Consider the following 13,689-nt stretch of genomic DNA (forward strand, 5'->3'; position numbering starts at 1 on the left):
TCCTGATGAATTGCGAGGCTGGCCGCCGCGATGGAGACGCACGCCCTGCCTGGGGTGGTCACATCCGTGCGGTCGCAGATCTTCATACCCCACCCGGCCACCTCCATTCTGACAATCACGTCTCCTGCCGCCACCGCCCGCAGGAGCCGTCACTTGTCCGATACGCCCACCAATCTGCCGCCTCGCTTCCTGCGCACGCCGGAAGCCGCACGCTTCCTCGGCCTCTCTGGCCGCACCCTCGAAAAGCACCGCTATTTCGGGACTGGCCCTGCCTACCGCCGGATCGGCGGGCGGGTAGTCTATTCGGTCGATGACCTGCGCGCCTGGGCCGACATCGGCATCAAGCACTCGACCTCCGATCCGGGTCAGGACGACCTCATGCCGCGCGCGGATTCGGTCATCGCCCGGAGCCGGCGATGACCGTCCCGCCGTCTCCCATGCGCCACCGCCAACCGTCCGACGACGGCATGACCCGGGTCGAACTGACGTGGATAGAGAGGCGCGTCGAGCATTGGATCAGGTTCGGGCGCGTCGCCGTCGACGAGATCGTCGACCGCCGCCGCCGCATCGTCCGCTTCCGTCCCGGCACCATCTTCGCGTTCGTCCGCTGGGCCGCCAACGACTACGGCACGGTCAGCTCGCGCATCGACATCGTGGGTGCGGTCGAGCCCGGCGAGGCGTTCACGACGCTGCCGTTCGTGCGGCCCGGCGGCGACATCCTGCTCAAGATCGAAGGCTGGCCTAAGGTCAGCCAAGTGCTCGCGGCAATCGACGCGGCCGAGGCCGCAGGCGTAGATCCGTGCGACGCCGCGCCCGATCATTGGCGACATGTCGCCAACCGCATCGCCGCCGGACATCAGCCGCGCCCCTACACGCTGGAGCGTCATCGCGCTTGGCTCAAGCGCCGGGAGATCGAAGGATGACGCGCCGGGGCTGGACCATCGCGACGGCTTTCGCCGCGCCACTGTTCGCCGTGTCGTTCACCACCGTCGCGGTGCTCGACCCGCTGCCGCGCGTCATCTGGAACGCCAGCGCGAGCGCGCCGCTCGGCCTCTACCGCATCGAGCCCGACCACGATCCCGAAGTCGGCGCGCTGGTCGCCGTGACGCCGCCCGCGCCGCTGGCGCGGTGGCTGGCCGAGCGCGGCTATCTCGGCGAGCGCGTGCCGCTGTTGAAGCATGTCGCGGCAAGAGCCGGACAGCGCGTGTGCCGGATCGGCGCCGTGGTGAGCGTCGATGCACGGCTCGTCGTCGTCGCCTTGGCGAGTGATGGACGAGGCCGGTCGCTGCCTGTCTGGCAGGGCTGCCGCACGCTGCGCGCCGGCGAGCTGCTGATGCTCAATCCCGATCACGCAGACAGCATGGACGGCCGCTATTTCGGGCCGCTGCCGGCCTCGAGCGTGCTCGGCCGCGCCGTGCCCGTGCTCACCCGCGACACCCCAAACGCGCCGCTCGCGTGGCGCTGAACCCGCTTGTTTCTGCCAACCCAAAGGAGAGTCCCATGCAGATCGGCAGCTTTTTCCGCACCGCCAGCGGCTACGAAGGCATCATCGAGACGGCGACGCTCGACATCCGCATCTCGATCGTCCCGGCCGAGGCGAGCGACGCCGACAAGGCGCCGGACTGGCGCGTTCATCGCGGCGACGATGGTGAAGGCCCGGAGATCGGTGCCGGCTGGAACGAGACCGGCGAACGCGCCGGGGATTACGTCTCGCTGCGCATCGACGATCCCGCCTTCGCGCAGCCGCTCCGCGCCGCGCTGTTCCAGAACACCGGCGACAAGTCGGCCTGGTCGCTGCGCTGGAACCGCCAGCCGAAGTCGCGCGAGCAGGACTGATCCGGTGCGCTTGTCCATCATCCCTTTGTTCGCGGGAAAGCCGTCTCATCCCTCTGTCCCGCTTGGTCGCAGGCCGGCCGGGGCGCGCAGCGAAGGTCAAGGGCGGCCGCAGGCCGGCGCAGCGCGCGCACCCTTGAGCGTAGCGAGCACGCTGGCAGGCTGGCGGCGGAGTGGAGTCGGATCGGCGTTGGCGTTAGCTGTCGCGCTGCTGTCCGGCGGGGCTGCGCCGGTCGCGGCGACGGCGCAGGATTTGCCGGCCGCGCGATCGGCCGCGGTTCATCCCTACGCCGGCCACGTCGCCGATGCCGCGCGGCGGTTCGGCATCCCCGAGGCATGGATATGGGCGGTGATGCGCGTCGAGAGCGGCGGCAACGCGCGCGCCGTCTCAAGCGCGGGTGCGATGGGGTTGATGCAGATCATGCCCGCGACCTGGGCTGATCTTCGCATCCGGCATGGCCTTGGCGCTGACCCCTTCGACGTGCGTGACAACATCATGGCGGGCGCGGCCTATCTGCGCGCGATGCACGACCGCTACGGCAACGCGAGCGCGATGCTGGCGGCCTATAATGCCGGGCCGGGCCGCTACGACGCCTTCATGTCGCGCGGCCGTCCGCTGCCGCCCGAGACGGTCGGCTATCTCGCCCAGCTCGCACCGATCACGGGCGCATCGGGCGCGGTGGAGGTGAGGGCGATCGCTAAGCCTGATCCGTTCGCATGGCGTCATGCGACACTGTTCGTCCGCACCGCCAGCGCCGCTTCGGAAGCTGTCATCAGGCAGTCGGACGGCGAAGAACCTGCGTCCGAGCTGCCGACCGATCGACCGACATCGGGCGACGTTCGCGCTGCTGATCCGCCGGCCAATGAGGCGCGCGACACGCTGTTCGTGTCCCGCGCCCGCGCGGGCCGACCGCAATGATCGGCCTGTCGCTCCCTTCATCCGTCCGAAGCAGTAAAGGCGCTGGAGAGGAGGAATACGGCAGGGACAGACGAGGGCAAGATATAAGCAGCGCCCCGTTTAGCCGAAAAGCCGAGGCTTTTCCGTGGCTTCACGCGGGGGCATCGGTCGGCGCGCGTGCCGCGCGGAAGGGAAATGCCAGCAATATCAACGCCTCGAACGGCACCACAGGCCATTTTCGGCCGAAAGCGCCCCGGCCATGAGCGAGGACGGCGAGTTCCGCGTCCGGCCAGGCAAGTCCAAGCGCAGCAAGTCGCAGGGCCGCAACGCGCGCGGTCTGGTTGCGGAGGTGCTGCGGGTTGCCGCGATCCACAGCGGCGGCCGACGTGGCGGCGCCGGCGGCGCGCGCCGGGGTGTGCAATCGACCTTCGGGCGGGGACGCACCGCGTTTGCCCGCAGCCGCCTGTTCGGCTCCGGCCGTCGCGTCATGGTCAAGATGCTACCCGTGACCACCCGCAACCGGGGCGGCCGACGCTCCGCGCCGCTGTCCGCGCACGTCGCCTATTTGAAGCGCGACGGCGTTACCCGCGACGGCTCGCCTACGTGCATGTTCGATGCGGCTGGGGACAACGCCGACGACCGCGGCTTCACCGAGCGGTGCAAGGATGACCGGCACCATTTCCGGGTGATTGTTTCGCCCGAGGACGCCGCCGAGCTGACCGACCTGCGCGAATACACCCGCGACCTTATGCGCCAAATGGAGACAGACCTGGGAACGCGGATCGATTGGGTCGCGGTCGATCACTGGAACACCGACAATCCGCATGTCCACTTGCTTGTGCGCGGCGTTACCGATCAGGGCGCCGATCTCGTCATCTCCCGCGACTACATCAGCCACAATCTCCGCTCGCGCGCGCAAGACTTGGCCTTCGCCGAGCTTGGGCCGAAGCCCGAGCATGAGGTGCAGCATGCGCTCGACCGCGAGGTGACGGCGGAGCGCTGGACCCGGCTCGACACCGAGATCCAGCGCTCCGCCGACGAGATGGGAATCATCGACCTACGACCCGAGCGGCCCGGCCCGGACGATCCGCGGCTCCGCCGCTTGATGGTCGGCCGCTTGCAGCATCTGGAAACGATGGGGCTCGCGGCCGAAGGGGATACCGGCCAGTGGGCGGTGGCCGAAGGCGCGGCGGCGAAGCTGCGCGAGCTGGGCACGCGCAGCGACATCATCCGCACGATCAGCGCGGCCCTCAAGGATCGAGGGCAGGACCGGCCGCTCGACAGCTACGCTGTCGTCACCAGCGCGCCCGAGAAGCCGATCGCCGGTAGGCTGATCGACAAGGGCTTGCACGACGAGCTAACCGGCACGGCCTACGCCGTGATCGACGGCACCGATGGCCGCACCCATCATGTCCGGCTCCCCGGCATCGAGACGCTGGAGCATAGCCCCAAGGTCGGCGGTATCGTCGAGCTGCGCGCGATCGGAAGGGCCGGCGAGGAGAAGCCTGCCCTTATCCTCGCCGCGCGCTCGGATCTCGACCTCGCCGCTCAGATCAGGGCGCCCGGCGCGACGTGGCTCGACCACCGGCTGATCGAGCGCGGCGCAAGCGTCGCCGATGGCGGGTTCGGCGTCGAGGTTCGCCGCGCGATGGACGCGCGCACCGACCATCTTGTCAAGGAAGGGCTCGCCCGTCGCTTCGGCGAGCGGACGGTGTTCGAGCGCGGGATGCTCGACACGCTCCGCAAGCGCGAGCTGGACTCGGTTGGCGCGAAGATCGCGGACGAGACCGGCCTTGCCTACCGCCCGGCCGCCACTGGCGAAAGGATCGCCGGCGTTGTCCGCCAACGCCTCGCGCTCGCCTCGGGCCGCTTCGCGATGATCGACGACGGCCTAGGCTTCCGCCTCGTGCCCTGGGCCAGCACGCTCGAACAACAGCTCGGCCGGCAGGTCGCGGGCGTCGTCCGCGCCGGTGGCGGCGTCGACTGGACGCTCGGCCGCAAGCGCGGCCTCGGCCTCTGACGACAGGAGAATCCATGTCTGCGACCAAGATATTGTGGGGCCAGATCATCATCGTGTTCCTGATCGTGCTGGCCGCCGTGTGGGGCGCGACACAGTGGACCGCCGCAGCGCTCGCTTATCAGCTCGAGCTGGGGCCGCCCTGGTTCATACTCGGCGAGTGGCGGGTCTATCCGCCGCCGGCCTTCTTCTGGTGGTGGTTCTCGTTCGACGCCTATGCGCCCGACATCTTCAAGACCGGCGGGTTCATCGCCGCGTCGGGCGGGTTCGTGTCGATCGCGGTCGCCATCGGCATGTCGGTGTGGCGCGCGCGTGAATTAAAGAACGCCGAGACCTACGGCTCCGCTCGCTGGGCGACCGAGCGGGAGGTGCGCGCGGCCGGGCTGCTGGGGGCGAACGGCGTAGTGCTCGGCAAGCTCGCCGCCGACTATCTGCGCCACGACGGTCCCGAGCATGTGCTGTGCTTCGCGCCGACCCGGAGCGGCAAGGGCGTCGGCTTGGTCGTGCCGTCGCTGCTGACTTGGCCGGCCTCGGCGATCGTCCACGACATCAAGGGTGAGAACTGGACGCTCACGGCCGGCTTTCGCGCCCGGCACGGGCGCGTGCTGCTGTTCGATCCGACCAACGCCGCGTCGGCCGCCTACAATCCGCTGCTGGAGGTCCGGCGCGGCCAGTGGGAGGTGCGCGACGTGCAAAATGTCGCCGACGTGCTGGTCGATCCCGAGGGTTCGCTAGAGCGCCGGAACCACTGGGAGAAAACCTCCCACTCGCTGCTGGTCGGCGCGATCCTGCACGTCCTCTACGCCGAGCCCGACAAGACGCTCGCCGGCGTCGCCTCCTTCCTCTCCGATCCCTGCCGGACGATCGAGCAGACGCTGGCGGCAATGATGGCCACGCCGCACTTGGGCGAAGCCGGCGTGCATCCCGTTGTCGCCAGCGCCGCCCGCGAACTTCTGAACAAGTCGGACAACGAGCGATCGGGCGTGCTCTCGACCGCCATGTCGTTCCTCGGCCTTTACCGCGATCCCGTCGTCGCGCAGGTGACGCGGGCGTGCCAGTGGCGCATATCGGATCTGGTCGAGGGCGATCGGCCGGCGACCTTGTATCTGGTCGTGCCGCCCAGCGACATATCCCGCACCAAACCGCTGATCCGCCTCATCCTCAACCAGATCGGGCGCCGGCTGACTGAGGAGCTGACCCCCAAGGGCAACCGCTATCGCGTATTGTTGATGTTGGACGAGTTTCCGGCGCTCGGCCGCCTCGACTTCTTCGAGTCCGCTTTGGCGTTCATGGCCGGCTACGGGCTCAAGGCATTCCTGATCGCTCAGTCGCTCAATCAGATCGAGAAAGCTTACGGTCCTAACAACGCGATCCTCGACAACTGCCATGTCCGCGTGAGCTTCGCCACCAACGACGAGCGCACCGCCAAGCGCGTGTCGGACGCGCTCGGAACAGCGACCGAGATGCGCGCGATGAAAAACTATGCCGGCCACCGCCTGTCGCCGTGGCTGGGGCATTTGATGGTGTCGCGGTCGGAGACGGCCCGGCAGCTCCTCACCCCTGGCGAAGTGATGCAGCTCCCACCCGACGATGAGATCGTAATGGTCGCGGGCGTTCATCCGATCCGCGCGAAGAAGGCGCGCTACTTCCGTGATCGGCGTCTCGCCGAGCGGATCATGGATGCGCCGATGCCTGCCGTCGATGCGGTGCGGCCCGACGATTGGACCGGGCGCGCCGCCGCCGCTGATCCCACCGATGTGGCGCGCATCGTGCGCGCGCAGGAGGATGCCGCCAACGGCGGACTGCGCCGGGAGCCGGAGCTACCCGAGCACGTCGCCATAGCGCCGGAGAAGACGACGCCCCCGAGCCAAGAGTTTGCGATCGTCGATGACGAGCAGGACGACGCCGCGCGTCAGGCGACAGTCCGGCGGCGGATGCAAGGGCTCGCGCGGCAGGCGTCGCTCGATCCCGGCGACGGCATCGAGCTGTAGGAGCAACGCCCATGCGAACCCGGCTTAACGTCTATTTCCCGCCCGCGCTTGCCAAGCAGGTCGACGAGTTGGCGATCCGAAGACGCATCTCGCGGTCGGCGATCGTAGAGGCGGCGGTGTCGTCATACCTGTCGCCAGACGGCGCCGACCGCATGGAGGCAGCATTCGCGCGCCGGCTTGATCGGTTGTCGCGTCAGGTGCAGCGCCTGGAGCGCAACACCGGCCTGACGACCGAGGCGCTGACGTTGTTCGTTAGATTCTGGTTGGCGGTGACGCCACCGCTACCTGAGGAGGATCAGGCCGCAGCGCAGGTGAAGGGGCGCCAGCGCTATGAGGGCTTCGTGGAAACACTCGGCCGCCGCCTCGCCAGTGGCAAGAGCTTGCTCGATGAAATTCCAGAAGAAGTCTCATCGCAGTCTTCAACAGACACTTAGCGTGGCTGAGCCAAGAATGTTGAGAGGATACCACCTATCCCGGCCAGTATGAACAGCCAAGCCGCAATCCGGCCGATCATCTCGAAAATTCGGACTAAAAGCGAGTGACCGTAAGAGCTGAACTCCTGAACTCCCGCGACATTGCGGCGGTTGAATACTCGCCGGTTAATCAAAAGAACGACCCCAACTCCCACCGCAAGAAACGCGACCGCCATAATCAAGCTCACGGGTAATCCTTTCTATCGGGGCCCTTACAAGCCTCATCGTCAACGCGCTTCGGTACGAATCGATCGCTTCAGCGCGGCTGGCAGCGTCCGCCGCGCTGGCGAATCAACTGCAGCATAAAGCGCGAATGAGCTAAGCGCGGACTCCACTCGAGCGGAACAAAACTCGCCTTCGGCACCGTATCTACCGCCCTCTCTACTACGCCCGCAACTAGCTATTGCTGCACCAATATTTCTGCGTCTCTTGCTGTGCCCCGACAGCCGAGCGGCGGTTCGCCCCGGCCCATCTATGGGGTTGATCCTTGACCGTTTACCCGATCCGTTCCGAAGCGAGGTCACGCGGCGCGCGGATGCTTCGCACCGCGCTCGGCCCGTCAATCGAGGCTTGGCTCGACGACCCGGCAGTCATCGAAGTGATGCTGAACCCGGACGGTCGGCTTTGGCTGGATCGGCTCGGTGACGGGATCAGCGACACTGGCGAGTCGCTGAGCGCCGCCGATGGCGAGCGCATCGTTCGCCTGGTCGCACACCACGTCGGCGTCGAGGTGCATGACCGCTCCCCGCGCGTGTCGGCCGAGCTGCCGGAAGGAGGCGAGCGGTTCGAGGGGCTGTTGCCGCCCGTCGTCGCAGCACCCGCCTTCGCCATCCGTAAGCCCGCCGTCGCCGTCTTTACGCTTGGCGACTATGCGGCGGCCGGCATCATGTCGGCGGGGCACGCCGAGGCGCTGCGCCACGGCGTCGAGACGCGCGCCAACATTCTCGTCGCGGGGGGCACCGGCGCCGGCAAGACCACGCTGGTCAACGCGCTGCTCGCCGAGGTGGCGAAGACCACCGATCGCATCGTGCTGATCGAAGACACGCGCGAGCTGCAATGCGCCGCGCCCAACCTCGTCGCCATGCGGACCAAGGACGGCGTGGTGACGCTTGCCGAGTTGGTGCGCTCGTCGCTGCGCCTGCGCCCCGATCGCATCCCGATCGGCGAGGTGCGCGGCGCCGAGGCGCTCGATCTCATCAAGGCGTGGGGCACGGGCCATCCCGGCGGCGTCGGCACGATCCACGCCGGGTCCGCGCTCGGCGCGCTCCGCCGCATGGAGCAGCTCGTGCAGGAGGCCGTGGTGACGGTCCCGCGCGCGCTCATCGCCGAGACCATTGACCTCATCGCCGTGCTGGTCCGCGACGCGCACGGGCGGCGGCTCACCGAGTTGGCCCGCGTCGAAGGGCTCGACCCCGCGACCGGCGACTACCGCCTCGCACCCCTTACCAACCACCAAGCCGGAGACCTGCCATGATCCATGCCCTTCGGCATGGCGCACACCGCGCCATGCTTACCGCCACCGCCAGCGTGATCGCGCTGACCTTCGCTGTTCCCGCCCATGCCGGCGGTTCGTCGATGCCGTGGGAAGCGCCGCTCCAGTCGATCCTCGAAAGCATCGAGGGGCCGGTGGCGAAGATTATCGCAGTGCTGATTATCATCATCACCGGGCTGACGCTCGCCTTCGGCGACACGTCAGGCGGTGCGCGGAAACTCATCCAGATCGTGTTCGGCCTGTCGATCGCCTTCGCCGCGTCGAGCTTCTTCCTGTCGTTCTTCTCGTTCGGCGGCGGAGCGCTGGTCTGATGGAAGCGGGCGAGCCGATCGCGGGTTTCTATGCCCCCGTCCACCGGGCGCTGACCGAGCCGATCCTGCTCGGCGGCGCCCCGCGCTCGCTCGCCATCGTCAACGGGACGCTGGCGGGCGCGATCGGTCTCGGCCTGCGGCTATGGATCGCCGGGATGGTCATCTGGGTGATCGGCCATGCGCTGTCCGTCTGGGCCGCACGCCGCGACCCGCAATTCGTGGACGTGGCCCGCCGCCACCTCCGTTACCCGAGCTGGATGCGGCCATGATGAGTTTGCGCGAATACCGCAACAAGGCGGCGTACCTTGCCGACTTCCTGCCCTGGGCCGCGCTGGTCGACGAAGGCGTCGTGCTGAACAAGGACGGGTCGTTTCAGCGCACCGCCCGCTTCCGCGGTCCCGATCTCGACAGCGCCACGCCGGCCGAGCTGGTCGCGACAACATCGCGGCTCAACAATTCACTGCGCCGGCTCGGATCGGGCTGGGCGATCTTCGTCGAGGCGCAGCGCACGCCCGCGCTTGACTATCCCGGCGGCGCATTCCCCGATCCCGTGTCGGCGCTGGTCGATATGGAGCGGCGCGAACAGTTCCGCGAGGAAGGGGCTCACTTCGAGAGCCGCTACTTCCTGACGCTGCTGTGGATGCCGCCGGCGGAGGACGCCACGCGCGCCGAAGGCTGGCTCTACGAGGGTCGCGCCACCACCGGCGTCGATCCGCGCGAGCTGCTCAAGGGCTTCGCAGATCGCAGCGACCGCGTGCTCAACCTGGTCGAAGGCTTCGTGCCCGAGGTCCGCTGGCTCGATGATGCCGAGACGCTGACCTATCTGCACAGCACGGTTTCGACGCGCCGCCAGCGCGTTCGCGTGCCGGAAACGCCGATGCAACTCGACGCGCTGCTGGCCGACGAGCCGCTGACCGGCGGGCTCGAACCAAAGCTCGGCGAGCATCATCTGCGGACGCTTACTGTCGTTGGCTTCCCGAGCGTGACCTTTCCCGGCTTGCTTGACGAGCTGAACCGGCTCGCCTTCGAGTATCGCTGGTCAACCCGCGCGATCATGCTCGACAAGACCGACGCGACCAAGCTGCTGAGCCGCATCCGACGTCAGTGGTTCGCCAAGCGCAAGAGCGTCATGGCGATCTTGAAAGAGGTGATGACCAACGAAGCGTCGGCCCTTATGGACAGCGACGCATCGAACAAGGCCGCCGACGCCGACACCGCCCTGCAGGAGCTGGGCGCAGACTATGCCGGCATGGCCTATGTCACCGCCAGCGTGACGGTGTGGGATCGCGATCCCGCCATCGCCGACGAGAAGCTGCGGCTGGTCGAGAAGGTCATCCAGGGCCGCGACTTCACCGTCATCCCCGAGGGCATGAACGCGATCGAGGCGTGGCTGGGGAGTCTCCCCGGCCACACCTACGCTAACGTCCGCCAGTCCCCGATTTCCACCATCAATCTCGCCCACCTGATCCCCCTGTCAGCAGTATGGGCGGGGCCGGAACGGGACGAGCATTTCGGTGCAGCCCCCTTGCTCTACGCAAGAACCGAAGGCTCGACCCCGTTCCGGTTTTCCCTTCACGTCGGCGACGTCGGCCACACGCTGATCGTCGGCCCGACAGGCGCCGGCAAGTCGGTGCTTCTCGCGATCATGGCGATGCAGTTCCGCCGCTACGAACGCAGCCAAGTCTTCGCCTTCGACTTCGGCGGCAGCATCCGCGCCGCCGCGATCGGCATGGGCGGCGACTGGCAGGATCTCGGCGGGATGCTCGCCGACGAGGCCGGCGACGGCGTGCAGCTCCAGCCGCTCGCGCGCATCGACGATCCGGCGGAGCGCGCCTGGGCGGCGGAATGGCTGGCGGCGATCCTCGCCTCCGAAGGCGTCGCGGTCGATCCGCAGGCCAAGGAGCATCTTTGGTCGGCACTTGGCTCGCTCGCCAGCGCGCCGCCCACCGAACGGACGCTCACCGGCCTTGCCGTCTTGCTCCAAAGCCAGCAACTCAAGCAGGCGCTCGCGCCATACTGTATCGGCGGGACATGGGGCCGGCTGCTCGACGCCGAGGCCGAGCGGATCGGCGAAGCCGACGTGCAGGCGTTCGAGACCGAGGGCCTGGTCGGCGCCGGCTCGGCCGCCGCGGTTCTGTCCTACCTGTTCCACCGCATCGGCGATCGGCTGGACGGCTCGCCCACGCTTATCATCATCGACGAGGGCTGGCTGGTCCTCGACAGCCCCGACTTCGCCGCGCAGCTCCGTGAATGGTTGAAGACGCTGCGCAAGAAGAACGCCAGCGTCGTCTTCGCCACGCAAAGCCTCGCTGACATCGAGACGAGCGACATCGCGCCGGCCATCATCGAGTCCTGCCCGACGCGCATCTTCCTGCCGAACGAGCGGGCCGCCGAGCCGCAGATCGCCGCCATCTATGAGCGGTTCGGACTCAACGCCCGCCAGATCGAGATACTGAGCCGGGCAACGCCCAAGCGGGATTATTACTGCCAGAGCCGGCGGGGCAATCGCCTGTTCGAGCTAGGGCTGGGCGAGGTCGCGCTGGCGTTCGCCGCCGCCTCGGCCAAAACCGACCAGCTCGCCATCGCCGAAATCATCGCCGCCCACGGGCAGTCGGAGTTCGCGGCCGAGTGGCTGCGTCGTCGCGGCTGCGCTTGGGCGGTCGAGCTTCTTCCCGATCCCCAATCCGATCCGCTGGCCGGCCGCCGGGAAGAACCCGGCCAGTTCCCCCTTGCCTTGAAGGACATGACCCCATGAAGACCTCCATCCTGCGCCGTGCCATGCTGGCCGGCGCCATCGCCACGTCGAGCATGATCGGCATCACTGCCGCCACGCCGGCGCACGCTCAGTTCGGCGGAATCGTCTATGACCCGACCAACTATGCGCAGAACGTGCTGACGGCCGCGCGGTCGCTCCAGCAGGTCAACAATCAGATTCAGCAAATCCAGCAGCAGGCGACCAGCCTCATCAACGAGGCGCGCAATCTGGCGTCGCTGCCATTCAACTCGCTCCAGCAGTTGCAGCAGCAGGTGCAGCGCACCCAGCAGCTTCTCGGCGAGGCGCAGCGCATCGCCTATGATGTGCAGAACGTCCAGCAGGTCTTCAACGGCCGCTACAAGGGCGCGGCGCTCACCGGCACCCATGCGGAGATGGTCGCCAACGCCAATGCGCGTTGGGAGGATAGCGTCGGCGCGTTCGAGGACGCGCTTCGCGTTCAGGCCGGCGTCGTCGGCAATATCGACGGCGCGCGCACGACGATGGACGGCCTGGTCACGTCGAGCCAGTCGGCGACGGGCGCGCTTCAGGCCGCGCAGGCCGGCAATCAACTTCTCGCGCTGCAATCGCAGCAGCTCGCAGACCTGACGGCGCTGCTCGCCGCGCAGGGTCGGGCTCAGGCGCTGGATTCGGCGCGCAACGCCGCCGTCGAAGCCGAAAGCCGCGAGCGGCTCCGCCGTTTCCTCACCCGGTCCACCGGCTATCAGCCGGGCAACGCCCGCATGTTCCACGACTGATCGTCATGGACAGCAAGCTCCTCGCGCGCATCGGCGCCGTCATCTTCATCGCCATCGCCATCACGATGACGGCGATCGAGATGAGCCGTGCGCCCGAATCACCGCGCGCGGGGCCGGCGGCCGTCGCCAAGAAATCGGCGACGGACCCGCTGCTGATCGAGCTGCGCCGCTGCCAGTCAATCGGCGCGGCCGGGGCAAGTGACCCCGATTGCCTGCGCGCCTGGGCCGAGAACCGCCGCCGGTTCCTTGCGCCCGGCGCGCGCGCCGATGGCGCTACCCCGCAGGAGAATTGACATGGGCGGCACCGGCGTCGTCGATCGTTTTCTGGATGTTTTCACCCGCTACATCGACAGCGGGTTCGGCCTGCTCGGCGGCGAGGTGGCGTTCATCGCCACCACCCTGATCGTCATCGACGTGACCCTGGCCGCGCTGTTCTGGACGTGGGGTGAAGGCGACGACATCATTGCGCGCCTCGTCAAGAAGACCCTGTTCGTCGGCGTCTTCGCCTACATCATCGGCAACTGGAACAGCCTGGCGCGCATCGTCTTCGAGAGCTTCGCCGGGCTCGGACTGAAAGCGTCCGGCACCGGCTTCACCGCCGCCGAGCTGCTCCAGCCGGGCCGCGTCGCGCAAGTCGGGCTGGAGGCCGGCGAACCCATCCTCCAGTCGATCTCCGACCTTATGGGCTGGGTCGCGTTCTTCGAGAACTTCATCCAGATCGCGGTGCTGCTGATTGCCTGGCTGCTGGTCATCCTCGCCTTCTTCATTCTGGCGATCCAGCTTTTCGTGACGCTGATAGAGTTCAAGCTGGCGACGCTCGCCGGCTTCGTGCTGATCCCGTTCGGCCTGTTCGGCAAGACCGCCTTCATGGCCGAGCGCGTGCTTGGCCTAGTGATCTCGTCGGGCATCAAGGTGTTGGTGCTCGCCGTCATCGTCGGCATCGGCTCGACCTTGTTCGACGAGTTCCGCGCCGGATTCGGCGGCGCGCAGCCGAGCATCGAGGACGCGATGGCGGTCGCGCTTGCCTCGCTCTGCCTGCTCGGGCTCGGCATCTTCGGCCCGTCGATCGCCAATGGCATCGTCTCCGGCGGCCCGGCGCTTGGCGCAGGGGCCGCAGCGGGAACCGTGCTCGCAGCCGGTGGCGCGCTGGCCGGTGGCGCCGCT

General features: G+C 67.9%; 16 protein-coding genes. 15 read left to right on the forward strand and 1 reads right to left on the reverse strand.

Features of this window, described 5'->3' with window-relative positions:
- Positions 1 to 153: 153 nt before the first annotated feature.
- The 8 genes from A0U87_RS15600 to A0U87_RS15635 all read left to right on the forward strand — a co-directional run bounded on the left by A0U87_RS15600 (position 154) and on the right by A0U87_RS15635 (position 7,173).
- Positions 154 to 420 carry a helix-turn-helix domain-containing protein gene (locus A0U87_RS15600; RefSeq protein WP_061937696.1) on the forward strand — a complete coding sequence of 89 codons (267 nt, stop codon included), beginning with the start codon at positions 154 to 156 and terminating at the stop codon, positions 418 to 420.
- Positions 417 to 923, forward strand: a complete 507-nt coding sequence (locus A0U87_RS15605) for a DUF2840 domain-containing protein (RefSeq protein WP_061937693.1) — start codon at positions 417 to 419, stop codon at positions 921 to 923. Before A0U87_RS15600 ends, A0U87_RS15605 begins: the two co-directional genes overlap by 4 nt.
- Positions 920 to 1,465: a S26 family signal peptidase gene (locus A0U87_RS15610; protein ID WP_061937690.1), complete on the forward strand. Its 546-nt coding sequence runs from the start codon at positions 920 to 922 to the stop codon at positions 1,463 to 1,465. The genes A0U87_RS15605 and A0U87_RS15610 overlap by 4 nt, the downstream gene beginning before the upstream one ends.
- A gap of 35 nt (positions 1,466 to 1,500) precedes the next feature.
- A complete protein-coding gene (locus tag A0U87_RS26455) occupies positions 1,501 to 1,836 on the forward strand; it encodes a DUF736 domain-containing protein (protein WP_061937687.1) in 336 nt (111 codons plus the stop codon).
- Positions 1,837 to 2,023: 187 nt separating this feature from the next.
- Positions 2,024 to 2,752: a lytic transglycosylase domain-containing protein gene (locus A0U87_RS15620; protein WP_346763662.1), complete on the forward strand. Its 729-nt coding sequence runs from the start codon at positions 2,024 to 2,026 to the stop codon at positions 2,750 to 2,752.
- A gap of 238 nt (positions 2,753 to 2,990) precedes the next feature.
- Positions 2,991 to 4,751 (forward strand): DUF3363 domain-containing protein, encoded by a 1,761-nt coding sequence (locus A0U87_RS15625; protein WP_061937681.1) that lies wholly within the window; start codon positions 2,991 to 2,993, stop codon positions 4,749 to 4,751.
- 14 nt (positions 4,752 to 4,765) lie between these two features.
- A complete protein-coding gene (locus tag A0U87_RS15630; protein ID WP_061937678.1) occupies positions 4,766 to 6,739 on the forward strand; it encodes a conjugal transfer protein TraG in 1,974 nt (657 codons plus the stop codon).
- Positions 6,740 to 6,750: 11 nt separating this feature from the next.
- Entirely contained in the window at positions 6,751 to 7,173 is a 423-nt protein-coding gene (locus A0U87_RS15635) for a CopG family transcriptional regulator (protein WP_061937675.1), read from the forward strand.
- Here A0U87_RS15635 and A0U87_RS15640 read toward each other — a convergent pair.
- Positions 7,170 to 7,400: a hypothetical protein gene (locus A0U87_RS15640; protein WP_061937672.1), complete on the reverse strand. Its 231-nt coding sequence runs from the start codon at positions 7,398 to 7,400 to the stop codon at positions 7,170 to 7,172. The two genes, A0U87_RS15635 and A0U87_RS15640, sit on opposite strands and share 4 nt — an antisense overlap.
- A 299-nt stretch (positions 7,401 to 7,699) precedes the next feature.
- Between A0U87_RS15640 and trbB the strand changes: the two genes are divergently transcribed.
- From trbB to trbL, 7 genes are all read left to right on the forward strand, one after another.
- Positions 7,700 to 8,686: a P-type conjugative transfer ATPase TrbB gene (trbB, locus tag A0U87_RS15645; protein ID WP_061937669.1), complete on the forward strand. Its 987-nt coding sequence runs from the start codon at positions 7,700 to 7,702 to the stop codon at positions 8,684 to 8,686.
- Positions 8,687 to 8,718: 32 nt separating this feature from the next.
- The gene (locus tag A0U87_RS15650; protein ID WP_235600767.1) at positions 8,719 to 9,015 is read left to right on the forward strand and encodes a TrbC/VirB2 family protein; all 297 of its coding nucleotides are present in this window, start codon (positions 8,719 to 8,721) and stop codon (positions 9,013 to 9,015) included.
- Positions 9,015 to 9,284: a VirB3 family type IV secretion system protein gene (locus tag A0U87_RS15655; RefSeq protein WP_061937664.1), complete on the forward strand. Its 270-nt coding sequence runs from the start codon at positions 9,015 to 9,017 to the stop codon at positions 9,282 to 9,284. Before A0U87_RS15650 ends, A0U87_RS15655 begins: the two co-directional genes overlap by 1 nt.
- Positions 9,281 to 11,770, forward strand: coding sequence for a conjugal transfer protein TrbE (trbE, locus tag A0U87_RS15660; protein ID WP_061937661.1), 2,490 nt, complete (start codon positions 9,281 to 9,283; stop codon positions 11,768 to 11,770). The genes A0U87_RS15655 and trbE overlap by 4 nt, the downstream gene beginning before the upstream one ends.
- Positions 11,767 to 12,525, forward strand: coding sequence for a P-type conjugative transfer protein TrbJ (gene trbJ / locus A0U87_RS15665; protein ID WP_061937658.1), 759 nt, complete (start codon positions 11,767 to 11,769; stop codon positions 12,523 to 12,525). Before trbE ends, trbJ begins: the two co-directional genes overlap by 4 nt.
- Before the next feature lie 5 nt (positions 12,526 to 12,530).
- On the forward strand, positions 12,531 to 12,818 hold the full coding sequence (trbK-alt, locus tag A0U87_RS15670) for a putative entry exclusion protein TrbK-alt (protein ID WP_061937655.1): 288 nt from the start codon (positions 12,531 to 12,533) through the stop codon (positions 12,816 to 12,818).
- 1 nt (position 12,819) lies between these two features.
- On the forward strand, positions 12,820 to 13,689 hold an 870-nt coding region (gene trbL, locus A0U87_RS15675), incomplete at its 3' end, for a P-type conjugative transfer protein TrbL (RefSeq protein ID WP_137405677.1).

This window comes from Sphingobium sp. MP9-4, assembly GCF_005281675.1.
GTDB lineage: Bacteria > Pseudomonadota > Alphaproteobacteria > Sphingomonadales > Sphingomonadaceae > Sphingobium > Sphingobium yanoikuyae.

Coding starts and splice junctions, on each gene's coding strand:
- A0U87_RS26455 (WP_061937687.1), top strand. CDS start 1,501: ATGCAGATCGGCAGCTTTTTCCGCACCGCCAGCGGCTACGAAGGCATC.
- A0U87_RS15610 (WP_061937690.1), top strand. CDS start 920: ATGACGCGCCGGGGCTGGACCATCGCGACGGCTTTCGCCGCGCCACTG.
- A0U87_RS15635 (WP_061937675.1), top strand. CDS start 6,751: ATGCGAACCCGGCTTAACGTCTATTTCCCGCCCGCGCTTGCCAAGCAG.
- trbJ (WP_061937658.1), top strand. CDS start 11,767: ATGAAGACCTCCATCCTGCGCCGTGCCATGCTGGCCGGCGCCATCGCC.
- A0U87_RS15625 (WP_061937681.1), top strand. CDS start 2,991: ATGAGCGAGGACGGCGAGTTCCGCGTCCGGCCAGGCAAGTCCAAGCGC.
- A0U87_RS15630 (WP_061937678.1), top strand. CDS start 4,766: ATGTCTGCGACCAAGATATTGTGGGGCCAGATCATCATCGTGTTCCTG.
- A0U87_RS15650 (WP_235600767.1), top strand. CDS start 8,719: ATGCTTACCGCCACCGCCAGCGTGATCGCGCTGACCTTCGCTGTTCCC.
- A0U87_RS15655 (WP_061937664.1), top strand. CDS start 9,015: ATGGAAGCGGGCGAGCCGATCGCGGGTTTCTATGCCCCCGTCCACCGG.
- trbE (WP_061937661.1), top strand. CDS start 9,281: ATGATGAGTTTGCGCGAATACCGCAACAAGGCGGCGTACCTTGCCGAC.
- trbK-alt (WP_061937655.1), top strand. CDS start 12,531: ATGGACAGCAAGCTCCTCGCGCGCATCGGCGCCGTCATCTTCATCGCC.
- A0U87_RS15605 (WP_061937693.1), top strand. CDS start 417: ATGACCGTCCCGCCGTCTCCCATGCGCCACCGCCAACCGTCCGACGAC.